This window comes from Pandoraea terrigena, from assembly GCF_902459705.1.
In the GTDB taxonomy this organism is placed as follows: domain Bacteria; phylum Pseudomonadota; class Gammaproteobacteria; order Burkholderiales; family Burkholderiaceae; genus Pandoraea; species Pandoraea terrigena.
This window is the reverse complement of the sequence record NZ_CABPRU010000004.1, coordinates 263,704-283,940: the sequence shown is the minus strand read 5'-3', so window position 1 is coordinate 283,940 and position 20,237 is coordinate 263,704. Positions and strand designations below refer to the sequence as shown.

Below are 20,237 nucleotides of genomic sequence, written 5' to 3'. Positions count from 1 at the left end.
GGTGTGCTGAACGTTGCACCGGGGGCGCGGGGCCCCGTTCGAGACGCGCTGTGCGACACGGGTGACAGCAAATTAGGCAAGGCACTTGACACCCAATGCCGGTGGGCGTTTGCGCCGCCGGCGAGACACTTATGCATAGGGTTATCAACAGTTGCTGTGGATATCCTGGCTGGCGTATCTCGACCGGCGTATCTCGATAGACGAACGGGCGCCGCGTCTGGCTCGATCGAACGACGCGTGTCAGGCGGCGGGCTTCTGGCCGATCGCGAACGCGATCTCACCCACCCCGGCGACCCCGGCGCTGACCTTGTCGCCGGGCTCGAGCGGTCCGACGCCGGCGGGGGTGCCGGTGAAGATCAGGTCACCCGCGGCGAGCTTCACGCTGCGCGAGATTTCGGCGATCAGATCGGGCACCGACCAGATCAGTTCGTTGAGATCGCCCGTCTGGCGATGCTCGCCATTCACATCCAGCCACACGCGGCCTTCCTTCGGATGGCCGACATCGGCCACGGCGTGCAGCGGGCCGCACGGTGCCGACGCATCGAATGCCTTGCCCCAGTCCCACGGGCGGCGCGTGTCCTTGGCTTGCTGTTGCAGGTCGCGACGGGTCAGATCGACACCCACGCCATAGCCCCACACCAGCGACAGCGCCTGACCCGCATCGACGTTCTCGCCGTCGGCGCCGATGGCGACCACCAGTTCGATCTCGTGATGCAGTTCGCTCGTGAGCGGCGGGTAGGGCAGCGTGCCCTCAGCGGCCACGACGGCGTCGGCCGGCTTCATGAAGAAGAACGGCGGCTCGCGATCCGGATTGCTGCCCATCTCGCGCGCGTGCGCGGCGTAGTTGCGGCCGACGCAGAACACGCGGCGCACGGGGAAACGGGCATCGCTGCCTGCCACGGCGACCGACGCCTGGGGCGGCGCCGAAATAACGAATTGGCTCATCGGAAGATTCTCGGCTGATACGAAACAATGACGAAATGAACAGGCGCCGACACGAGACGGCGTCTGGACTGCCGTCGCGCCCAACCGCGCGAACGACAGCACAGCAGGGCTACTTGGCGAAGACCTGCGACATATCCGCGAACGCCTTGAACTCCAGCGCGTTGCCGGCCGGGTCGTAGAAGAAGAGCGTCGCTTGTTCGCCCACCTGCCCGGCGAAGCGGATATGCGGCTCGATCACGAAGCGGGTGCCCGCGGCACGCAGGCGATCAGCCAAGGCGTGCCATGCAGGCATGTCAAGGATAACGCCGAAATGCGGGACGGGAACATCGTCGCCGTCGACAGGATTGGTGATGCGCTTGCCGGCGTCTTCCGGGGCGAGGTGGGCGACCAATTGATGACCGAAGAAATCAAAGTCGATCCAGTGATCCGAGCTGCGGCCTTCGGCACAGCCCAACACGTCACCGTAGAACCGGCGGGCCGCATCGAGGTCGTCGACAGGAAAGGCGAGGTGAAAGAGTGGTGTTGCCACGCGGAACTCCAATGCCATGTGAGAGTGAGCGAGTGCCGAATCCGGCGCCGGCTTTCGGAAAAGGCTTCCCGGTGCATCGGCGACGCGAACGACGGCACGCATTTGCGGTAAATTCTATCCATCGATAAAAATAATCAAAAGCGAATAATTCGGACGCTCAGCCACAAAATTTTCGATCAATGATTCGTTACCTGAAAACCTTTGTCACGGCTGCCGAAACCGCATCGTTCTCGGCGGCGGGGGCGCGACTCGGACTGACCCAGTCGGCGGTGAGTGCGCAGATTCAGCGTCTTGAAGACGATCTCGGCGTGCAGCTCTTCGAGCGCACCGCGCGTGCCGTGTCGTTATCCGACGATGGCCGGCGCTTGCTCGCCCAGGCGCAGGGGGTGATTGCGGGCTATCAGGCGATGCGCGGCGAGGCGGGTGCGCATGGCGCACAGGCGGCCCTCGCGCCGATCCACGTCGGGGCGATCCTTACGGTGCAGCTCGGCCTGCTGCCCGGGGCGATGGCGCGCTGGACGGCGTTCGGTGCGATGCCGCATCTGAACATCGTGCCGGGCATGTCGGTGCAATTGCTCGCACAACTCGATGCGAAGGAACTTGATCTGGCGGTAATGATCCGGCCGCGCATCGGTGTGCCGGCCGATATGAAATGGCTAACGCTTATGCACGAGCCCTATGTGGCCATCGCCCCCAAGGGCACTGGCGGGACGGTAGTGGACTGGGCGGAAGCGCTGCCGTTCGTGCGCTATAACCGGCGCTCATACGGCGGCGAACGCGTCGAGCGATACCTGCGTCGGCACCGGCTCTGGGTGCGTGAGGGCGTGGAACTGGACGAGCCAGAAGTCATTTTGCGCATGGTGCGCGCGCGGCTGGGATGGTCGATCGTGCCGGCGACGCTCATCGGTCTGTCGCTCGACGGCGACGCGGCGTCGAAGCCTGCCAAGGGCGGCGCGATGGGCGTTCAGGTCCTGCCGCTCAGCGGCGCGCCGCTGACGCGCGAGTTGGGGGTGCTGGTGCGCCAGCCGGCGCTCGCGCGCGCACCGGTCGCCACGTTGATGAGGTGTCTTGCCGACGAGGCGCAATCGCGCGGATAGGGCGCGAATAGGGCGCGGATAGGGCGCGGATAGGGCGCGCCTAGGGTGCCGCTTGTGTGCCGGCCGGCTCGGTCGCCGCGCCGCCCAACGCCTGCCACAGCGCGGCCGTGTCCGTCAGGCGGGTCGCCTGCGCGTCGAGCCGGGCACGGGTGGCATCGAGCGCCTGACGCTGCACGTCGAGCCAGGCGAGATGGCTGATGCCGCCCGCCCGGTAGCGTTCGCTCGCGATCCGCAGGGCCGTTTCGGCTCGCCTGGCTGCATCGGCGCGCGCGGCCAGGGTGTCGGCATCGGACGCCAGCGCGCGCATGGCATCGGCGACCTGCGCGAGGCCAAGCAGCACCGTATCCTGATACGACGCCAGCGCGGCGTCGTATGCCGCGATGGCGGCGCGCCGTTGCGCCCGCAACTCGCCGCCGCGAAAGAGCGGTTGCAGCAGGTTCATCCCGAGGTTCCAGATATTGACGCCATCGCCAAGATCGGCCATTCGCATGCGCTGCGTGCCGAAACTGCTGGAGAGCGTGAACTGCGGGTAGAGGTTCGCGGTGGCGACGCCGACATCGGCACTCGCCTTGTGCAGCAGTGCTTCGGCAGCCAGGACATCCGGGCGTCGCCGGGCCAGTGTCGACGGCAGCGCGACGGGAACCGTCTGTGGTAGTTGCAGCGCGTCGAGATCGATGACGGGCGACGCGAACGCGCCCGGCGCCTGGCCGGTCAAGCGAGCCAGTTGGTGATCGTACTGCGCGATCTGGGTGTGCAACGCGGGTAACTGGGCTTCGGTCTGGGCGACGAGTGCGGCTTGATTCTCGACGTCGAGCGTGGCTACGCCCCCGACGCGCGCGCGTGTGCGTGTGATATCGAGCTGCGCGCGCTGCGCCGTCGCGATGCCTTCGAGCGCCGAGAGCTGTGCCCGTGCACTGGCCTGACGCAGGGCGGCTGTCACGACATTGCCCGCAAGCGAGAGCCTGGCGGCATCCCGCGCGAAGCGTTGATAGTCGATCTGGGCGGCGAGCCCTTCCAGCGCGCGGCGATTGCCGCCGAACACGTCGAGTGTGTACGACACGTCAACGCTGGCGTTATACAAGGTGAACGGGCTGGGACTCTGCGAGCTGATAATGCCGAACGACGCAGGATCGACCCGTTCGCGCGCGCCGGAGAGTTTCAGGTTCGCCGATGGCAGCGAGCGCGCGCCGGTCTGCGCATCAAAGTCCTCCTGCGCCTGACGCAGTTTCGCCTCGGCCTGGCGCAGCGTCGGACTATCGGCCAACGCCTGGGCGACGAGGGCGTCGAGCGCGGGCGAGCCGAAGCGGGTCCACCAGGCGGACGGCACGTCCTCGCCGATGACGAAGGTCTGCGAGGCGCCTTGCGCGCCCGCTGTCCCAGCGGTCGTCGACGGTTGCGTTCCCGCAGTGTACTGCGCGACATGCGTGGCCTCTGGCGTGCGCCAGCCCGGGCCGACCGCGCAGGCGGCCAGCGTTGCACTCAGCCCGAGCGCAAGCCACCGCGATACGTAGCTGCGGCGACGGTGACGATGCACACGTTGGGCGAGTCGCATGATGGCCTCAGTCGAGGGTACGCTTGTAGAACTTCACGGCCACCATCATGAGGATGGCGGAGAAGACCAGCAGCGGCCACAGATCATGCCAAGCATCGCCCCAGCCGTTGCCCTTGAGCAGAATGCCGCGAATGAGGCGGTTGAAATAGGTCAGCGGCAGCAAGTTGCCGATGGCCTGCGCCCACGCGGGCATCCCACCGAAGGGAAACATGAAGCCCGAGAGCAGCATGCTCGGCAGAAAGTAGAACACCGTGAGCTGCATGGCCTGCAACTGGTTCTGCGCAAACGACGACAGCGCGATCCCGACGATCAGGTTGGCGGCGATGAACACCAGCGCGGCGAGATAAATCGCGACGACGCTACCCTCGAACGGCACATGAAAGGCGAAGCGCGCGGCGATCAGGATGATGGTCGCCTGGAGCAACCCGATGGCCACGTAGGGCACGATCTTGCCGGCCATGACTTCGATGGGCAGTACCGGTGTGGCGAGCAGGTTTTCCATCGTGCCGCGCTCGCGCTCGCGCACGATGGCGATGCCGGTCATCATCGCGAGCGTCATTGTCAGAATCACCCCCATCAGACCGGGAATGATGTTGTATTGCGTGATGCCCTCCGCGTTGTAGAGACGATGCACCTGCACGTCGAACGCGCCTTGTGCGCCGGCCAGATGGGCCAGCGGCCCCGTCAGGTCCTTCTGCGCCACGGATTGCGCGATGGCAGGCAGGGCGCCGAGCGCCGAGGCCATCGCCATCGGGTCGGTCGCATCGGCCTCGATGAGCACGGCAGGGCGCTCGCCGCGCAGCAGCCGGCGAGTGAAGTCGGCGGGAATGTTCAGTACGAACTGTGCGCGGCCCTGGGCGAGGGCGGCGCGTCCGGCGTCTTCGCTGGTCAACGTCTCGGTAAAGCGGAAGTATCCCGACTGCTCCATCGCAGCCATGAAGCTGCGCGTGAACTCGCTGTCGTCGGCAACGAGCGCTGCCGTCGGCATGTGTTTGGGATCGGAGTTGATGGCGAAGCCGAAGAGCGCCAGTTGCACGAGCGGCACGCCCACGATCATCGCGAACGTCACACGGTCGCGGCGCAGTTGCAGGAATTCCTTGCACACGATGCTCCACCACCGGGCGATGGAGAACCCAAGCGGCGCGCTCATTTCCTGTCCCCGAAGTTGTCTTTCGCGTGGCTCATCAGGTATATGAACACGTCCTCCAGGCTCGTGTCGATGGGCGTGACGCGCAGGCTTCGCTTGGCGGCCAGTGCGTGCAGCAGCTTGTCGAGCGCTTCGGCATCCCGCCCGCTCACGTGCAGCGCGTCGCCGAACGCGACCGTCTGCGCCACGGCGGGTTGCGCGCGCAGTTCGCGCGCAAGGTCAATGAGGTTCTCCCCATGCACCCGCCACGTCGACAGGTGCTGGCGGTGGGTGACCTCGGCGGCCGTGCCTTGCGTGAGCAGTTCGCCATACGAAATGTAGGCGAGCTTGTGACAGCGCTCCGCCTCGTCCATGTAATGGGTGCTTACGAGGACCGAAATGCCGCGCGCGGCCAGCTCGTGCAGTTCCTCCCAGAAATCGCGCCGGGCCGTGGGGTCGACACCGGCAGTCGGCTCGTCGAGCAGCAGCACCTGCGGCTCGTGCAACATGCACGCCGCGAGCGCAAGGCGCTGCTTCCAGCCGCCGGAGAGCGCCCCGGTCAGTTGTTTCGAGCGGCTCGTCAGGCCGAGCCGCTCGATGGCCCGCTCGACGGCGTCGCGCCGGTTCGGCATGCCATACACGCGTGCCACGAAATCGAGGTTCTCGCGAATCGTCAGGTCTTCCCAGTACGAGAAGCGTTGCGTCATGTAGCCCACCAGACGCTTGATCTGCGCGCTCTCGCGCACGATATCGAAGCCCAGGCACGTGCCACTGCCCGAGTCGGGCGTGAGCAATCCGCACATCATGCGGATGCAGGTCGTCTTGCCGCTGCCGTTCGGTCCGAGAAAGCCGAAGATCTCGCCGCGTTGCACTTGCAGCGACACGTCCTTGACGACGTGCTTGTCGCCGAAGTGTTTGTTCAACCCCTTCACGTCGATCGCGAGACCGTCACCCCGGCGAGCGACGGTTTCGCGCGGGGGCGCGTCATGACCGTTCATGGGCGCGTCACCTGAACCGGCTGGCCTGGATTGAGTTTGACGGCGTCCGCGGCGGCGGGATGGGCTTCGATCATGTAGACGAGCTTGTCGCGCGTGTCGTTGCTGTAGATGACAGGCGGTGTGTACTCGGCCTGATTGGCGACGTACGTGATACGGGCGGCGACGCCGGCACCGCATTCGTCGCAGGCGATATGCACGGTCTGCCCGGCGTGCAGACGGCCCAAGTCGGCCTCCGGCACGAAAAAGCGCACCTTGATGTTGCCCGGCGGCAGCAGCCGCACGACGGGGCTGCCCGCCGGCACCCATTCGCCGACGCGATACATCGTGTCGTACACGCGGCCCGGCGCGCTCGCGACCGGATGCTTCTGGGCGAGTTGCCAGTCGGCCTGCGTCAGCGAGGCGCGCGCCACGTCCACCTGGGCGGCTTGCGCCTGCCGTTGCGCGTCGCGCCCCGGTAGTCGCGCCACTGCCAGGCTGCTTTGCAACTCCTGCACGCGGGCGGTACTGCTGCGGGCGTCGGCGCGGCTGGCGTCGAGCTGTTCGCGAGCAATTCCCCCGGCGGCGTATTGCGCCTGATCGCGGTCGAATTGGGCAAGCGACTTGTCGCGTACGGCGATGGCTTGCTTGAGTTGCGCGGCGGAGACGGCGATTTCGTCGGGACGCTTCCCGGTTTCGAGATCACGCAACTGGGCTTCGGCACTGGCGAGCGTCTCGCGCGCATGGGCCTGGGCGGCCAGCTCGAACGTGGATTCCAGATCGAACAGGGCATCGCCCGCCTTGACCTGCTGGCCGCGGGTGACCGACAGCGTCGTCAGTGTGCCAGCCTGCGACGAGGCGACATAGACGAACTCTCCCTCCACATAGCCCTGCCACGGCCGGGGGCCGTGGTCGCCGCAGCCGGCCAGCAAGGCCATGGCGGCAAGGGTCATCGCGTTAGTGCATAGGCGGGGGCTTGCCAGCATGACGCGCCTCGTGCGTTGCGGTTATTCGCTGCCACCTTAGCGCAAAAGCGGGGCCGCCGGCAATCCGGCGGCATGCGTGCAAAGGGACTCTCTGCTATTGTGCGCACATGTCCGGCGGCGCACGGGGCGCGCAAGCCTTCACGGCGCAGCGCACCGGACCTCATGCAAGGAGCTTGATTGATATGTCTCACGACACGTTTGACGAAAACGACTGGAAGCGATTCCTCAAACACATCGGCGAAGATCCGAACCGCCCCGGTCTGCACGAAACCCCGTCCCGCGTGCAAAAGGCGTGGCATCAATGGACGGCCGGCTATGGTCAGGATCCGGCTGAAGTGCTCAAGGTTTTCGAAGACGGCGCAGAGCAATACAACGAACTGATCGTCGTGCGCGGGATTCCCGTCTACAGCCATTGCGAGCATCATCTCGCGCCGTTCTTCGGCAAGGCGACCATCGGCTATCTGCCCAATGGCAAGATCGTCGGACTGTCGAAGCTCACGCGCCTGGTCGACTGTTTCGCGCGCCGCCTGCAGGTGCAGGAGCGTTTGACCACGCAAGTCGCTGAAGCGCTGATGACGCATCTGCAACCGAAGGCGGTGGGCGTGGTGGTGTCGTGTCGTCACATGTGTATGGAAAGCCGCGGCATTCGCACGGCCGGGGAAGAAACGGTGACGTCCGCGATGCTCGGTGAGTTGCAGCCGAACCTGGCCTTGCGCACGGAGTTTCTCGCGCTGGCACGCGACAAATAGTCGCGGCTCGAGGGGCAAGGAAAAAAAGCGCTGGCGGGGTTTCCCGCCAGCGCTTTTTCTTGTTCGACGGCGACCGCTCACCGGCTGTATCGCGCCACAAGGGTCGAGCCGTTCAGCGTGTGACCGGCCAGCGCGGCTGTCAGACCATTCGCGTCGAGTCCCGGCGGCAGACGGCCCGGTTCCAGATCGGTGGCCGTCACCGTAATGATGTAGTGATGCGGCGAATCGCCGACCGGCGGACAGGCGCCGCGATAGGCCATGGCCCCGCTGACGTTCTTGCCGAGCGTGACGTGCTCGTTCGTTTCGTTGCCCGCACCGGCGGCCAGCGACGAGACCGTTGCCGGAATGTTGTACGCGAGCCAGTGCACCACGCCGCCGCCTTTCGCCCCGTCCGGATCCTTCATCGTAATGACCAGGCTGCGGGTGCCTTGTGGAAGGTATTGCCACGCGAGCGGCGGGCTGATGTTCTTTCCGCCGCACTCGCCCAGCCCGGCGTGGATCGCGGGCAGCACGCCGCCGTCGGCAAACGCGCTGGACGACACACGCATGCCTTCGGCACACGCCGCACCGGCGCCTGTGGCGAGGGCCACGGCGATGGCCGCCGTGCCGGCCATTCGCAAGGACCGCATTTGCGTCGGGAATGAAAGCCGATTCATAAGCACGCCTCCTATTTGGCAGATGCAATGATGAGCTTGAATGGTAGTGCAAGCAGGGCGGCGCCCGCCACACCTGCACACCACAGCGCGACGAACCAGCCCCAGCGAATCAGCCGTGCCCGCCACGGCCCGAGGACGATGGCCCGCTCGCGCTGCTGGCGCACGGCGGGGCGCACGAGGTCAGTGATAGTGCGCATCGTGCGTCACCTTGCCGCGAAACACCCAGTACGCCAGCATCGTGTAGGCGAGGATCACCGGAATGATGAAGGCGGCACCCCATAGCGTGAAGGACAGACTCGACGTTGGCGCGGCCGCGTCCCAGAGCGTGATGCCCGGCAGAATCGCGTAGGGGTACGCACTGATCAGCAGACCGCTGTAACCGAGAAACACAAGGCCGATGGCGAGCCAGAACGGCGTGGCATTGTGCCCGCGGCGCAGCACGCGGCGCATGACGAGCGTGGCGCCCGCCACGAGGAACGGCACCGGCACGCAGCGCCAGAACCACTGGTCGGCGAACCAGCGGTCGGCCACGAGCGGCACGCGCAGCGGTGTCCACAGCGACACGACGGCCATCGTCACCACTAGCGCCAGCGTCAGCGGCCAGGCGAGCACTCGCAGGCGGCGCTGCAAATCGCCCTCGGTCTTGCCGATCAGCCAGCAGGCGCCGAGCAGCGCGTAGGTCACGAGTAATCCCAGTCCGGTAAAGAGGTTAAATGCGGTGACCCAGGCGAAGGCGTCGCCCGCGAACTGGCCGTTCTCCACCGGGATGCCCGACAGATAAGCGCCGAGCGAGACCCCCTGAAAGAACGTCGCGCCAGCCGAGCCACCGATGAACGCGAGATCCCACCACGGCCGGGTGCGATGCGACTTGCCGCGAATCTCGAACGCTACGCCGCGAAAGATCAGGCAGACAAGCATGAATACGAGCGGCAGATACAAGGCTGAGAGCAGCACCGAATACACCATCGGGAATGCCGCGAGCAGTCCGGCGCCGCCGAGCACGAGCCACGTCTCGTTGCCGTCCCAGACGGGCGCGACGGAGTGCATCATCGTGTCGCGCTCGCGTGCGTCCGGGAAGAACGGGAAGAGAATGCCGATGCCGAGGTCGAAGCCATCGAGCACCACGTAGAGAAACAGGCCAAGCGCAATGATGGCGGCCCACGCCAAGGTCAGATCCATGAGAAATCTCGCTAACGTCGATATCGTGAGGGGGCGCCGATCAGGTCGCCTGCGCGCTGTCGGGGTCCATGCGCCCGGACAGCCCGGACAGGGCAGGGGCCGCCTGTGGTGCAAAGTGGCTGTCCGGCGATGCGTGAGCGTGGCCGGATGCCGTCGACGGATCGCCGGGCAGCGCGGGACCGACGCGCAGCCACTTCAGCAGGTAATAGACACCGGTGCCGAACACAAGGAAGTAGGTGAGCACGAGCACGAGCAGCGAGACCTGCACCTGTTGGGCACTCACCGGCGACATCGCCTGCGCGGTGCGCATCACGCCGTAGACGACCCACGGCTGGCGTCCGGCTTCGGTCGTGACCCAACCGGCGAGCAACGCCACGAAGCCCGTCGGCGAGAGGATGAGCATGACGCGAGCGAAGCGCCGCGACGTGAAGAGCGTGCCGCGACGACGCAACCACACAGCGGCCAGCGCGGCGCCGATCATGGCGAGGCCGAGGCCGACCATGATGCGAAAGCTCCAGAACACCAGCGGCACATTGGGGCGTTCGTCCTTCGGGAATTCCTTCAGGCCGCGAATCACGCCGTCCCAGCGATGCGTGAGGATGAGGCTGCCCAGATGAGGCACTTCGAGCGCGTAGCGCGTGGTCTCGGCGTCCATGTCGGGCCAGCCGAACAGGTTGAGCGGCGTGCCGCCGGTCTTCGTGTCCCAAAGCCCTTCGATGGCGGCGAGCTTGGCCGGTTGGTGCTCACGCGTGTTCAGGCCATGAAGATCGCCGACGAAGGCTTGCAGCGGCGCGAAGATCAGCAGCAGCCACAGGGCCATCGAAAACATGGTCTTGACGGCCGGGTCGCGGCGCCCGCGCAGCAGGTGCCATGCACCGGTACCGGCCACGACGAGCGCGGCCACGACGAACGCGGCAATGCTCATGTGCGCCAGCCGATACGGGAACGACGGGTTGAAGATCACCTCCCACCACGACAGCACGACCACGCGGCCGTCGACGATCTCGACACCTTGCGGCGTTTGCATCCAGCTATTCGACGCGAGAATCCAGAACGTCGAAATCAACGTGCCGACAGCCACGCACAAGGTCGCGGCGAAGTGCGCCCGCTCGCTGACGCGGTTCCAGCCGAACAACATGATGCCGAGGAAGCCGGCTTCGAGGAAGAACGCAGTCATCACCTCATAAGTCAGCAGCGGTCCGGTAACTGCACCGGCGAAACTCGAAAAGCCCGACCAGTTGGTACCGAACTGATAGGCCATCACCACGCCCGAGACGACGCCCATGCCGAAGCACACCGCGAAGGCTTTTGACCAGAAGCGGCACAGATCGAGATAGTGTGGTTGGCGCGTCTTGAGCCAGAGACCTTCCAGCACGGCGATGAAGCTCGCCAGGCCGATGGAGACGGCGGGGAAAACGATGTGAAACGAGACCGTGAACGCGAATTGCAGGCGCGCGAGGTCGAGGGCTTCCGGAACGGCAGTCATGTCGTGATCAATGTAGGCAAACCAACCCTGTCTATCGGGCGATCATCACTGCCGATCGCCCCTTGTTTGCCTGCATGGTAGGGCGTGCTGCATCGCAGCACGCGTGACAAGACGTCACATGTGGCGCATTGACGCGGCATCGATAGCCACGTCGCCTTGCGCTAGTGGCCTGATTTTCCGGGGATTGATGTCCTCGCCGGGTGCGACGTCATGTCACACGCGGGCGGCGCTAGGCGAGCAGGCCGGCGCCGATATTGATCGACAGCCCAAGCACGGCGAGATTGAAGAAAAACGAAAGGATGGCCTGCGCAAGCGCGGTGCGTCGCATGCGGCGCGATGTCAGCGCGACATCCGCGGTTTGCGAGGCGACGGCGATGGTGAACGAGAAATACAGGAAGTCCCAGTAATCCGGATCGCAGTCGCGGTCGGGCCAGGCCATTGCGTAGGGCGATTCCGTATCGGTGAAGTACAGGCGCGCGTAATGCAGCGTGTAGATCGTGGGCACCAGAAACCATCCGGCGATGAGTGTGGCGGCCGCGAACAGCACGTGCTCGGAGGCCTGATGCGGGGCGCCGGACTTGGCGCTCGCCAGCACGTGGACAATGGCGGCCACACTGGCGATGGCCGACAGGCTGACCATGGTGAGCACGACGGCCGCGCTCTGGTCTTCCTGCTCGGCGAAGCGCTCGATGCTGCGCTTGGGGGCGGTGACCATCATCAACCAGATCATCAGAAGATACGACCACGCGCCGACGTTCCAGCCGATCAACGTGCGCGTCGCCGTGCCGAATTCCCCTTTCACGACAAGCTGGATGAAGAGGCCGGCAAGCACGCCAAGGACGATGGCGATGAGCAGTCGCGGGTGGAAGCGCAGCAAATGCGGGAAAAGCTTGGCGTTCATGGAGGCGGTCGGGACGGTGGCCGTGGGCGGTTCGATTATCCTCCAACGCCGTCATTCCCCGGTGCATGCGCACGAATGCTTCCGCGCAATGACCCCAGGCACAGTTGTGGTGCGCCGCCGCATCGCGATGCGGCATCGTGCCCGTTGCCGTGTCGGCGGCGGCGTCGCGCACACGACGCCGCGCGGCCGACTGCACGCTTCTTTCCGGGACATCGAATTCGCGCTTCGCCTTGTGCTGTGGGGATCTGGCCTGGCGTGAAGCGTTTTTTCCTGCACATGGCACGCCAATTGCTTGGGAGTAGGCAAGGCCAACGGCGGCCGAGTGAAGACAAGCGAATTTTCTGCACCGCATGCATCACTGCGCGCGAGCGCGAACTTCGGGGCAACGGCGTCCCGAAGCCATGGGCCTGGTCACAGGCGTACGGCTTCGGGGCGCTTTTTTTTTGGCATACGAACACGAGGGTATCCATGAGCACGCTCACGCAATCGTTGAAAAGTGGCAACTGGCGCGCGCTGGTTGCGTGTTTTCTTTACTTCGACACTGGTTTCACTGTCTGGGTGATGCTCGGCCCTCTGGCGCCGTTCATCAGCAAGGACATTGCGATGACGCCCGCGCAAACGGGCTTTCTCGTTGCCGTGCCGGTGCTGGGCGCGGCGATTCTGCGCGTCACACTGGGCAACCTGTACCAGGCCTTCGACGGTCGCAAGATCGCGCTGATGGGCATCATCTTGTCGGCGATTCCGTCGATCGTGCTGCTGCTGATGCCGGGCGCGCCGTCATACACGTTGCTGCTCGTGCTCGGTGTGTTCCTCGGCATTGGCGGCGCGAGCTTCGCCGTGGCGTTGCCGATGGCCGGCAGCAACTATCCGCCGAAGGTGCAGGGGCTGGTGTTGGGGCTCGCGGCAGCGGGCAACATCGGCGCGGTGCTCGATGGCTTCATGTTCCCGGGGTTGGCCGAGCACTACGGCTGGACACGTGCGGCCGGCGCCGCTCTGCCGCTGCTTGGGCTCGCCGCGCTGGCGGTGGTGTTCTGGGCGAAGGATCAGGGCGTGAAATCGGGCAGCACACCGCGCGCGTTCACGAGCTTCTTCATCACGATGTTCGGTCTCATCGCACTCGTGTTGTGCGTGCATGCCGGGGCGTTCGGCGAAGGGAAGACTGGCGTGCTGTTGCTGCCGGTGCTGGGCGCGCTGCTCGCAATTGCCGTGCTGCCGCGTCACTACCGTGGCGTGCTCGGCGAGCGCGACACGTGGGTCATCATGCTGGTCTACAGCATCACGTTCGGCGGCTTTGTCGGCATGTCGTCGTACGTGACCACGCTGCTCATCTCGCTGTACAGCATGCCGCGCATCGAAGCGGGGCTGTTCATGTCGCTGCTTGCGTTCCTCGGTGCGCTGGTGCGCCCCATCGGCGGGCTGGTCGCCGACAGGATCTCCGGCGTACGTGCGCTGGTGGCGCTGCTCGCCGCGATTTCCGCCATCGACTTTGTCTTTGCCGCATGGATGCCCCCGCAAGGTGCCGGCATCACCCTGCTGGTGCTGATCTACTTGTGCTTCGGTCTCGGTAACGGCGCTACGTTCCAGCTTGTGCCGCAACGCTGGAAAGGCAAGACGGGCCTGATGTCGGGCATCATCGGCGCGGCCGGTGGGATCGGTGGCTTCTATCTGCCGGTCATCATGGGCATAGCCAAGGAATCGACGGGCAGCTACCAGATGGGCTTCGCCACGTTCGGCGCGTTGGCTGCCCTTGCGTTCCTGCTGGTCGTTGCTCTGCGCACGCGCTGGATGTCGTGGGCACTGCCCACGGAGGTCGCCGGTGGTGCGGTGCTCGCGGGCAGCGTCGCGCACGTCGAGTAAGCGAAGCGCGTTCCCTCACGCGCGGCCCGGCGATGTGCCCGCAAGGTCACTCGCCGGGTCGGAACAGCTCGTTGAGCGTGGCGCCGCTTGCGGCGCCATCGAAACCGTCAAAGCGCCCTTCGGCGAGCGCCTGCGCGGCCCGCATGAAACCACCCCATGCGGCACGGGCCAGCGCACCGCCCACGCTCACGCGCCGCACGCCAAGGTCGGCAAGATCCTGCAACGTCACGGGCGACGTGGCCCCGATCAGCACGTTCACCGGTTTGGGCGCCACGGCCTCGACGACGGCGCGGATCTGCTCGGCCGACTGGATGCCCGGCGCATAAAGGCAGTCGGCGCCGGCCTCGGCATACGCCTGGAGGCGCGCGATGGCGTCGTCGAGATCGGGCACGCCCGCGAAGAAATTTTCCGCGCGACCAATGAGAAGCGTGTCGCCGCCGGTCTCGTCGATCGCGCGGCGCGCGGCTTTCATGCGCGCAACGGCGTCGTCGAGCGCGAAGAGCGGCGCATTGACGTCGCCCGTCGCGTCTTCTATCGACAAGCCGGCCACACCTGTTGCCACGGCCATCCTGACGCTCTGCGCGACCTCGTCTGGCGTGTTGCCGAAACCGCTTTCGAAGTCGGCATTGACGGGCAGATCGGTGGCGTCGACGAGCGTGCGCAAGTGCGCCAGTACAGTGTCGCGCGTGACTCCATTGTCGGGGCGTCCCGTTGACCAGGCAAAGCCCGAGCTGGTCGAGGCAATCGCCTTGAAGCCCGCGTGTTCGAGATACCGCGCACTGCCCGCGTCCCACGGATTCGGGATCACAAAGCAACCGGCAAGGTGGAGTTCGCGAAAGGCGGCGCGTTTTTCAGCGGTGCTACGTGACATGGTGGGTCTCCTGTAGGGGGCGCGGCTCCGCTCACGCTGCGCACGCAATGCCCGATCATCGCGGTTTTGCGCCGGCCTCGCAAGGCGGCCCCGAGGGGGACAGGCATAATATCGACCTTCAGACGTTTTTCATCTCGCGCGCCTGCACCCGGCATGTAATCTCGTGTAACAACTTTTTCGGGGGAACTTCAGGAATAAGCGCGATTCCATTCGCGTTATGCAATCATCCTCTTCTGCATTTTCAGGATCACCGACGTGAACTCTCAGCCTCCCTCCGCGGCGTCCGTGTCAGCCCCCCCGCGCGGCGTGGCATTGCATGAAGACGCCAAGTACACTCGTGTGGCGATGGTGTTGCACTGGGCGGTCGCCTTGCTGATGCTCGGTAACGTCGCCATCGGCCAGACGATCGCCTTGCTGTCCGACGCCACGCTCGAGAAAATCGACGTGCGCTTCTGGATCGATCTGCACAAGTCCATCGGCATCGCGGTGCTGGGGCTGGCGATCCTGCGTGTGCTGTGGCGCGCGACGCATCGTCCGCCCGCGCTCTCGCAAGTCTTCGCTTCGTGGGAACGTACGGCGGCGCATCTCGCGCATTGGCTGCTCTATGTCCTGATTGTCGTACTGCCGCTCACGGGCTGGGCGCACGACTCGGCGTGGGTCGCCGCCTCGACGCATCCGCTGGTGCTGTTTGGCATCGTGCCGTTTCCGCGCATGGGCTTCCTGATGGCGTTGAACGATGCAAGCAAGGACCACTGGCACACCGTGCTCGGTAACGTCCATACCTACTGTGCCTACGGCTTGTACGTGCTGCTGGCGTTGCACATTGGCGGTGCGCTCAAGCATCAGTGGATCGACCGTCACCCGGTGCTCCGCCGGATGCTGCCGTGAGTGTCGACACGACCGTCAAAGCGTCGCGGCTCGACGCCGCGCGCGAGCTTCACTCGCCGCGCTTCACCCGTCCGCCGACGCCGCTGGCCAGTTGGCTGGTGCATACGGGCGCGGCAGTGCTGTGGTGCCTGTTGTTCGCGCAGGCCTTCGTCCTCAAGGGGGTCTTCGCGTGGGGTACCGGGGTCGCCTATGTCGCGTATGACACGGTGCTGCTGGCGTTCGTATTCTGGCAGGCGCAGCGTCTGATGCGCCCCGATCCCGACGAGACGTCCGCCGATGCCGGCCCCGACGTTGCCGCCGTTCGGCTGACGCTCGGCGTGGTGGTCGCGGCGCACAACGAGGCGGCGGCGTTGCCGGTCACGTTGCGCGCGCTGATGGCCGGGCGGCGAGTGCCGGACGTCATCGTCATCGCTGACGACGGCTCGCGCGACGGCACGTTCGCGTTGCTCACCGGCGAGTATGGGCTCACCGACCCCGGCGAAGGCGGCCTGAGCGCGCCGAGCCTGCGCTATCCGAATCTGCAATGGCTGCGCGTGCCGCATGGAGGCAAGGCGCGCGCGCTCAACGCGGCGCTGGTGGACATCGATACGGACATCGTGATGACGGTCGACGCCGACACGTTGCTCGATGGCGAGGCGTGCGCCGCGATGCATGAGGCGTTTGCCCGCCGTCCCGGGCTGGTGGCCGCGACCGGTGTGCTCACGCCGGTATGCGGGCGAACGGCGAGCGCGCGCGTGTTGCAACTTTTCCAGACGTACGAATACATCCGCAACTTCATTTCGCGGTTTGCCTGGATGCGCGCCGACGGCCTGCTGTTGATTTCGGGCGCATTCGCGTGTTTCCGTCGCGAGGCGGTGCTGGCCGTCGGCGGATTCGACCCGGCCTGCCTGGTCGAGGACTACGAACTGATCCATCGTCTGCGCCGGTATTCGACCACGCACGGCCTGGGGTGGGAGGTGCGTGTCGTTGGCGGTGCGCAGGCGATCACCGATGCGCCGGGCACGCTCAGGAGCTTCCTGCGTCAGCGCCGCCGGTGGTTTGCTGGGTTTCTCCAGACGCAATACTGGTATCGCGATATGGTCGGCAATGGCCGTTACGGCAATCTGGGCCGCTGGATGCTGCCGGTGAAGGCATTCGACACGCTCCAGCCGATCTACGGACTCACCGCGTTCGCGCTGCTCGTGACGTTCGTGTGCGAGGGCCATGTTGGCGTGCTGCTGCCGGTCTCGGGCATCATTCTCGGCAAGATCGGCATCGATCTCGGCTTCCATCTCTGGTCGGTGCATGCGTACCGGCGCTGGACTGGCCACCGCGCCGGCACGAGCTTCGGATGGGCGCTTGTCGCGGCGGTGCTGGAGCCGTTTTCGTTCCAGTTGATGCGGCACACGGGGGCGGCGCTGGGCTGGGGGCACTTCCTGACCGGACGTCAGCGTTGGGGCGTTCAGGTGCGACGCGGTATCCTGTCGGGCGAACGCGGGACCGAGGTGTCCCGCGACCTATGATCTTCCGGCAGTGTTCTCTTCTGATGATTCGATCTTCGACGTGGTTGGCCATGGGGTGCGCGCTCGGCGGCGTGCTCGCCGTAGCCGGGTGCAGTGTCCCCGAGCGCAAGCCGTCCGGCCCTGACTACGCCGCGCTGGGTGGCGCTGCCGAGGTGCGCGGCGACTGGGATGGCGCGCGCCGGGCCTTCGGGCAGGCGGTGCTCGTGGCGGATCAGTCGGGTTGGCCGGCGTCGCATCGCGCGGCCATGCACTTCGACTATGGCCGGGCGTTGGGGGTGACCTGCTACTACACGGAGGCCGGACGTGAGCTGAGTCTCGCGTACGATCTCGATATCCTGACGGGGCACTTCCGGTACCCTGCGTTGATCGAATTGGCGAGACTCTCGCTGGTTCAGCGGCAGTACGCGCCATCGGTCAAGTATTTCGGCCGCGCGCTGGGGGCGCTCGATCGCATGGAGGCGTCGCGCAAGGCGCCGCTCGCCTATGCCGAGGTGCTCGACGACTATGCGCTGGCCTTGGGCGGCGCGGGCGACCCTGAAGCGGCGGCGCGCATTATCGATCGTGCCGCGAAGGTGCGGGCCGGCTTGGGCGAGGCCGTGCTTGCACAGGCGACGTCGCGCACGCCATACGGCACGCACTGCGGGCAACTGGCGGGGGCACGATGAACTCGCTGCGCGTCCGCCTGGAAAACGCGGGCGACTTCGACGACATCATCGACGTTCGCACACCGCTGGAATTTGCCGACGACCACATGCCCGGGGCGATCAATGCGCCGGTGCTCAGCAATGAAGAGCGCGTCATCGTTGGCACGATGTACAAGCAGGTGTCACCGTTCGATGCCTCGCGCGTGGGCGCCGCCATGGTCGCGCGCAATATCGCCGCGCATCTCGACACGACGTTCGCCGACCGGCCGCGCAACTGGCGTCCGCTCATCTATTGCTGGCGGGGCGGGAAGCGGTCTGAGTCGATGACCCTCATCATGAACATGATCGGCTGGCGGGCGCGCCAGCTCGAGGGCGGGTACAAGGCGTACCGGCGCGACGTCGTGGCATCGCTCGGCACGCTGCCCTCGACGCTCGATTACATCGTGCTGGCCGGGCACACGGGCAGCGGCAAGACCCGGCTGTTGCATGCGCTGGCCGACGCGGGGGCTCAGACGCTCGATCTCGAGGCACTGGCCGTGCATCGCGGGTCACTGCTCGGGGCGATGCCGGGCGTGCCCCAGCCGTCTCAGAAAGCGTTCGATACCGCGTTGATCGGCGCGTTGCGCGGCCTGGATCCGACGCGGCCCGTGTTCGTCGAAGCGGAGAGCCGCCGGATCGGACTGATCACCCTGCCCGAGTCGTTGATGTCATCGCTGCGCGGGGCGACGACGTGCGTCGAGGTGCGCGTCGCTCTGGACGCGCGGGTCGACCTGTTGATGCAGGAGTACAGTCATTTGCTGGCGCGGCCGGACGACTTTCGTGCGCAGCTTCTCCGGCTGGTTCCGCTGCATGGGCGCGCGGTCATCGATCAATGGCTGACGTTGCTCGACGAGGGGCGGCAACGCGAACTCTCGGAGGTGCTCATCACCCGGCACTACGATCCGGCGTATTCGCGAAGCTCGCGCAAGATGTTGCTGGGGCTGCCCGACGCCATTCCGTTCCCGTTTCGCCCGACGGCGCAAGACCTGGGGGCGCAGGCGCAGGCATTGCTTGCGCAGTGCGGGATGGGTTGCCCTCCGCCGCTCGTGCCTTAGTTCCCGGTCGCTTATTCGATTTCGCCACTGTCGGTGTCGCTGACCTGTGCGTCTCGCTCATGAGACATCGCGGCCGCGGCGAGTGCCGTCGCGGTGGCGGGGGCCGCGTCCTTGCGCTCGCTGTACCGGTCCGTGAGGTAGTCGGTGCGATCCCTGACCAGGAGGGTGAACTTGTAAAGTTCTTCCATCACGTCGACGACCCGATCGTAATAAGACGACGGCTTCATGCGGCCCGTCGTGTCGAATTCCTGGTACGCCTTGGCGACCGAGGACTGGTTGGGGATCGTGACCATGCGCATCCATCGGCCGAGTACCCGCAGCGCGTTCACCGCGTTGAAGGACTGCGAGCCGCCGCAGACCTGCATCACGGCGAGCGTGCGCCCCTGCGTTGGCCGAAGGCTCCCGATCTCCAGCGGCAGCCAGTCGATCTGGTTCTTGAAGACGGCGGTCAGTGTGCCGTGGCGCTCCGGGCTGCACCAGACCTGGCCTTCCGACCATGCCGAAAGCGCGCGAAGCTCGACGACCTTCGGGTGATCGGCTGGCACGCTATCGGCCAAGGGCAACCCCTTGGGGTCGAAGATGCGGGTCTCGGCGCCGAAGTGCCGAAGAAGGCGCTCGGCTTCCTGCACCAGCAACCGGCTGTACGACGTCTCGCGCAGCGAGCCGTAGAGCAACAGGATGCGCGGAGGGTGCGTGCTGACGCTGTTGGGCTCGAGTTTGCGAAGATCCGGTATATCGAGCACCGCGCGACTGACGTTGGGAAGATCGCCCCTCATTTCACGCGCCGTCCGCTGGCGTCGACAACGACCTCGCCATCTTCTTTCGTAAACGCCCCCTTTTGCGGCGAGGCCAGGATATCGAGCACGACTTCGGAGGGGCGGCACAGCCGCACGCCCAACGGCGTGACGACGAACGGGCGGTTGATCAGGATCGGATGCGCGAGCATCGCGTCGAGAAGCGGGTCGTCGGTCAGCGATGGATCGGCGAGACCCAGTTCGGCATAGGGCGTGCCTTTCTCGCGGATGGCTTCGCGCACGGTCAGTCCCGCATCGCGAATCATCGTTTGCAACGTCTCGCGGTCCGGGGGCGCGCTCAGGTACTCGATGACCGTGGGTTCGATGCCCGCGTTGCGGATCAGGGCCAGCGTATTGCGCGACGTGCCGCAGGCCGGGTTGTGGTAGATGGTGACGGACATGACGTT

21 protein-coding genes are annotated in these 20,237 nt (G+C 65.8%); 7 read left to right on the top strand and 14 right to left on the bottom strand.

Annotated elements, in window-relative coordinates; all coding sequences use genetic code 11:
• Nucleotides 1-240 precede the first annotated feature (240 nt).
• Both PTE31013_RS11390 and PTE31013_RS11385 read right to left on the bottom strand, forming a co-directional pair.
• On the bottom strand, nucleotides 241-945 hold the full coding sequence (locus PTE31013_RS11390) for a fumarylacetoacetate hydrolase family protein (RefSeq protein ID WP_150612905.1): 705 nt from the start codon (nucleotides 943-945) through the stop codon (nucleotides 241-243).
• A 109-nt stretch (nucleotides 946-1,054) separates the two neighbouring features.
• Nucleotides 1,055-1,492, bottom strand: a complete 438-nt coding sequence (locus tag PTE31013_RS11385; RefSeq protein WP_150613051.1) for a VOC family protein — start codon at nucleotides 1,490-1,492, stop codon at nucleotides 1,055-1,057.
• Between the two features lie 161 nt (nucleotides 1,493-1,653).
• On the opposite strand from PTE31013_RS11385, the gene PTE31013_RS11380 reads away from it, so the two are divergent.
• On the top strand, nucleotides 1,654-2,571 hold the full coding sequence (locus PTE31013_RS11380; RefSeq protein WP_150612904.1) for a LysR family transcriptional regulator: 918 nt from the start codon (nucleotides 1,654-1,656) through the stop codon (nucleotides 2,569-2,571).
• 40 nt (nucleotides 2,572-2,611) lie between these two features.
• Here PTE31013_RS11380 and PTE31013_RS11375 read toward each other — a convergent pair whose 3' ends face one another.
• The 4 genes from PTE31013_RS11375 to PTE31013_RS11360 are packed head-to-tail and all read right to left on the bottom strand — an operon-like array spanning nucleotide 2,612 to nucleotide 7,176.
• Nucleotides 2,612-4,123, bottom strand: a complete 1,512-nt coding sequence (locus PTE31013_RS11375; RefSeq protein WP_150612903.1) for an efflux transporter outer membrane subunit — start codon at nucleotides 4,121-4,123, stop codon at nucleotides 2,612-2,614.
• A gap of 7 nt (nucleotides 4,124-4,130) precedes the next feature.
• Complete coding sequence (locus PTE31013_RS11370) at nucleotides 4,131-5,273, bottom strand: ABC transporter permease (RefSeq protein ID WP_150612902.1); 1,143 nt, start codon at nucleotides 5,271-5,273, stop codon at nucleotides 4,131-4,133.
• Nucleotides 5,270-6,247 (bottom strand): ABC transporter ATP-binding protein, encoded by a 978-nt coding sequence (locus tag PTE31013_RS11365; RefSeq protein WP_150612901.1) that lies wholly within the window; start codon nucleotides 6,245-6,247, stop codon nucleotides 5,270-5,272. The genes PTE31013_RS11370 and PTE31013_RS11365 overlap by 4 nt, the downstream gene beginning before the upstream one ends.
• The gene (locus PTE31013_RS11360; RefSeq protein ID WP_246174289.1) at nucleotides 6,244-7,176 is read right to left on the bottom strand and encodes an HlyD family secretion protein; all 933 of its coding nucleotides are present in this window, start codon (nucleotides 7,174-7,176) and stop codon (nucleotides 6,244-6,246) included. The genes PTE31013_RS11365 and PTE31013_RS11360 overlap by 4 nt, the downstream gene beginning before the upstream one ends.
• 215 nt (nucleotides 7,177-7,391) lie before the next feature.
• Here PTE31013_RS11360 and folE point away from each other — a divergent pair, with 215 nt between their 5' ends.
• Nucleotides 7,392-7,958 carry a GTP cyclohydrolase I FolE gene (gene folE, locus PTE31013_RS11355; protein ID WP_150612900.1) on the top strand — a complete coding sequence of 189 codons (567 nt, stop codon included), beginning with the start codon at nucleotides 7,392-7,394 and terminating at the stop codon, nucleotides 7,956-7,958.
• Nucleotides 7,959-8,035: 77 nt separating this feature from the next.
• Here the strand turns inward: folE and PTE31013_RS11350 are convergent, their stop codons facing one another.
• The 5 genes from PTE31013_RS11350 to PTE31013_RS11330 form a co-directional block, all read right to left on the bottom strand.
• Nucleotides 8,036-8,614, bottom strand: coding sequence for a YbhB/YbcL family Raf kinase inhibitor-like protein (locus PTE31013_RS11350; protein WP_246174287.1), 579 nt, complete (start codon nucleotides 8,612-8,614; stop codon nucleotides 8,036-8,038).
• An 11-nt stretch (nucleotides 8,615-8,625) separates the two neighbouring features.
• A complete protein-coding gene (locus PTE31013_RS11345) occupies nucleotides 8,626-8,811 on the bottom strand; it encodes a hypothetical protein (protein WP_150612899.1) in 186 nt (61 codons plus the stop codon).
• The gene (gene cydB / locus PTE31013_RS11340; RefSeq protein WP_150612898.1) at nucleotides 8,795-9,793 is read right to left on the bottom strand and encodes a cytochrome d ubiquinol oxidase subunit II; all 999 of its coding nucleotides are present in this window, start codon (nucleotides 9,791-9,793) and stop codon (nucleotides 8,795-8,797) included. Before cydB ends, PTE31013_RS11345 begins: the two co-directional genes overlap by 17 nt.
• Before the next feature lie 40 nt (nucleotides 9,794-9,833).
• Entirely contained in the window at nucleotides 9,834-11,279 is a 1,446-nt protein-coding gene (locus PTE31013_RS11335) for a cytochrome ubiquinol oxidase subunit I (RefSeq protein WP_150612897.1), read from the bottom strand.
• A 229-nt stretch (nucleotides 11,280-11,508) separates the two neighbouring features.
• The gene (locus PTE31013_RS11330; RefSeq protein ID WP_150612896.1) at nucleotides 11,509-12,180 is read right to left on the bottom strand and encodes a DUF1345 domain-containing protein; all 672 of its coding nucleotides are present in this window, start codon (nucleotides 12,178-12,180) and stop codon (nucleotides 11,509-11,511) included.
• Between the two features lie 468 nt (nucleotides 12,181-12,648).
• Between PTE31013_RS11330 and PTE31013_RS11325 the strand changes: the two genes are divergently transcribed.
• Nucleotides 12,649-14,037: an MFS transporter gene (locus PTE31013_RS11325; protein ID WP_150612895.1), complete on the top strand. Its 1,389-nt coding sequence runs from the start codon at nucleotides 12,649-12,651 to the stop codon at nucleotides 14,035-14,037.
• A 46-nt stretch (nucleotides 14,038-14,083) separates the two neighbouring features.
• Here PTE31013_RS11325 and PTE31013_RS11320 read toward each other — a convergent pair whose 3' ends face one another.
• Nucleotides 14,084-14,908 (bottom strand): isocitrate lyase/PEP mutase family protein, encoded by an 825-nt coding sequence (locus PTE31013_RS11320; RefSeq protein ID WP_150612894.1) that lies wholly within the window; start codon nucleotides 14,906-14,908, stop codon nucleotides 14,084-14,086.
• A gap of 345 nt (nucleotides 14,909-15,253) precedes the next feature.
• Between PTE31013_RS11320 and PTE31013_RS11315 the strand changes: the two genes are divergently transcribed.
• The 4 genes from PTE31013_RS11315 to mnmH are packed head-to-tail and all read left to right on the top strand — an operon-like array spanning nucleotide 15,254 to nucleotide 19,036.
• Nucleotides 15,254-15,796, top strand: a complete 543-nt coding sequence (locus tag PTE31013_RS11315) for a cytochrome b (RefSeq protein WP_246174320.1) — start codon at nucleotides 15,254-15,256, stop codon at nucleotides 15,794-15,796.
• Entirely contained in the window at nucleotides 15,793-17,298 is a 1,506-nt protein-coding gene (locus PTE31013_RS11310) for a glycosyltransferase family 2 protein (RefSeq protein ID WP_150612893.1), read from the top strand. Before PTE31013_RS11315 ends, PTE31013_RS11310 begins: the two co-directional genes overlap by 4 nt.
• A 23-nt stretch (nucleotides 17,299-17,321) precedes the next feature.
• Nucleotides 17,322-17,963: a hypothetical protein gene (locus tag PTE31013_RS11305; RefSeq protein ID WP_150612892.1), complete on the top strand. Its 642-nt coding sequence runs from the start codon at nucleotides 17,322-17,324 to the stop codon at nucleotides 17,961-17,963.
• On the top strand, nucleotides 17,960-19,036 hold the full coding sequence (gene mnmH / locus PTE31013_RS11300; RefSeq protein ID WP_150612891.1) for a tRNA 2-selenouridine(34) synthase MnmH: 1,077 nt from the start codon (nucleotides 17,960-17,962) through the stop codon (nucleotides 19,034-19,036). The genes PTE31013_RS11305 and mnmH overlap by 4 nt, the downstream gene beginning before the upstream one ends.
• Before the next feature lie 11 nt (nucleotides 19,037-19,047).
• Here the strand turns inward: mnmH and arsH are convergent, their stop codons facing one another.
• Nucleotides 19,048-19,812: an arsenical resistance protein ArsH gene (gene arsH / locus PTE31013_RS11295; RefSeq protein WP_150612890.1), complete on the bottom strand. Its 765-nt coding sequence runs from the start codon at nucleotides 19,810-19,812 to the stop codon at nucleotides 19,048-19,050.
• On the bottom strand, nucleotides 19,809-20,231 hold the full coding sequence (arsC, locus tag PTE31013_RS11290) for an arsenate reductase (glutaredoxin) (protein WP_150612889.1): 423 nt from the start codon (nucleotides 20,229-20,231) through the stop codon (nucleotides 19,809-19,811). Before arsC ends, arsH begins: the two co-directional genes overlap by 4 nt.
• Nucleotides 20,232-20,237: the final 6 nt, after the last annotated feature.

Coding starts and splice junctions, on each gene's coding strand:
- PTE31013_RS11305 (WP_150612892.1), top strand. CDS start 17,322: ATGATTCGATCTTCGACGTGGTTGGCCATGGGGTGCGCGCTCGGCGGC.
- PTE31013_RS11325 (WP_150612895.1), top strand. CDS start 12,649: ATGAGCACGCTCACGCAATCGTTGAAAAGTGGCAACTGGCGCGCGCTG.
- arsH (WP_150612890.1), bottom strand. CDS start 19,812: ATGAGGGGCGATCTTCCCAACGTCAGTCGCGCGGTGCTCGATATACCG.
- PTE31013_RS11360 (WP_246174289.1), bottom strand. CDS start 7,176: ATGACCCTTGCCGCCATGGCCTTGCTGGCCGGCTGCGGCGACCACGGC.
- PTE31013_RS11350 (WP_246174287.1), bottom strand. CDS start 8,614: ATGAATCGGCTTTCATTCCCGACGCAAATGCGGTCCTTGCGAATGGCC.
- PTE31013_RS11385 (WP_150613051.1), bottom strand. CDS start 1,492: ATGGCATTGGAGTTCCGCGTGGCAACACCACTCTTTCACCTCGCCTTT.
- PTE31013_RS11365 (WP_150612901.1), bottom strand. CDS start 6,247: ATGAACGGTCATGACGCGCCCCCGCGCGAAACCGTCGCTCGCCGGGGT.
- PTE31013_RS11315 (WP_246174320.1), top strand. CDS start 15,254: ATGGTGTTGCACTGGGCGGTCGCCTTGCTGATGCTCGGTAACGTCGCC.
- PTE31013_RS11330 (WP_150612896.1), bottom strand. CDS start 12,180: ATGAACGCCAAGCTTTTCCCGCATTTGCTGCGCTTCCACCCGCGACTG.
- PTE31013_RS11390 (WP_150612905.1), bottom strand. CDS start 945: ATGAGCCAATTCGTTATTTCGGCGCCGCCCCAGGCGTCGGTCGCCGTG.
- PTE31013_RS11335 (WP_150612897.1), bottom strand. CDS start 11,279: ATGACTGCCGTTCCGGAAGCCCTCGACCTCGCGCGCCTGCAATTCGCG.
- PTE31013_RS11380 (WP_150612904.1), top strand. CDS start 1,654: ATGATTCGTTACCTGAAAACCTTTGTCACGGCTGCCGAAACCGCATCG.
- PTE31013_RS11345 (WP_150612899.1), bottom strand. CDS start 8,811: ATGCGCACTATCACTGACCTCGTGCGCCCCGCCGTGCGCCAGCAGCGC.
- mnmH (WP_150612891.1), top strand. CDS start 17,960: ATGAACTCGCTGCGCGTCCGCCTGGAAAACGCGGGCGACTTCGACGAC.
- arsC (WP_150612889.1), bottom strand. CDS start 20,231: ATGTCCGTCACCATCTACCACAACCCGGCCTGCGGCACGTCGCGCAAT.
- folE (WP_150612900.1), top strand. CDS start 7,392: ATGTCTCACGACACGTTTGACGAAAACGACTGGAAGCGATTCCTCAAA.
- PTE31013_RS11320 (WP_150612894.1), bottom strand. CDS start 14,908: ATGTCACGTAGCACCGCTGAAAAACGCGCCGCCTTTCGCGAACTCCAC.
- cydB (WP_150612898.1), bottom strand. CDS start 9,793: ATGGATCTGACCTTGGCGTGGGCCGCCATCATTGCGCTTGGCCTGTTT.
- PTE31013_RS11370 (WP_150612902.1), bottom strand. CDS start 5,273: ATGAGCGCGCCGCTTGGGTTCTCCATCGCCCGGTGGTGGAGCATCGTG.
- PTE31013_RS11375 (WP_150612903.1), bottom strand. CDS start 4,123: ATGCGACTCGCCCAACGTGTGCATCGTCACCGTCGCCGCAGCTACGTA.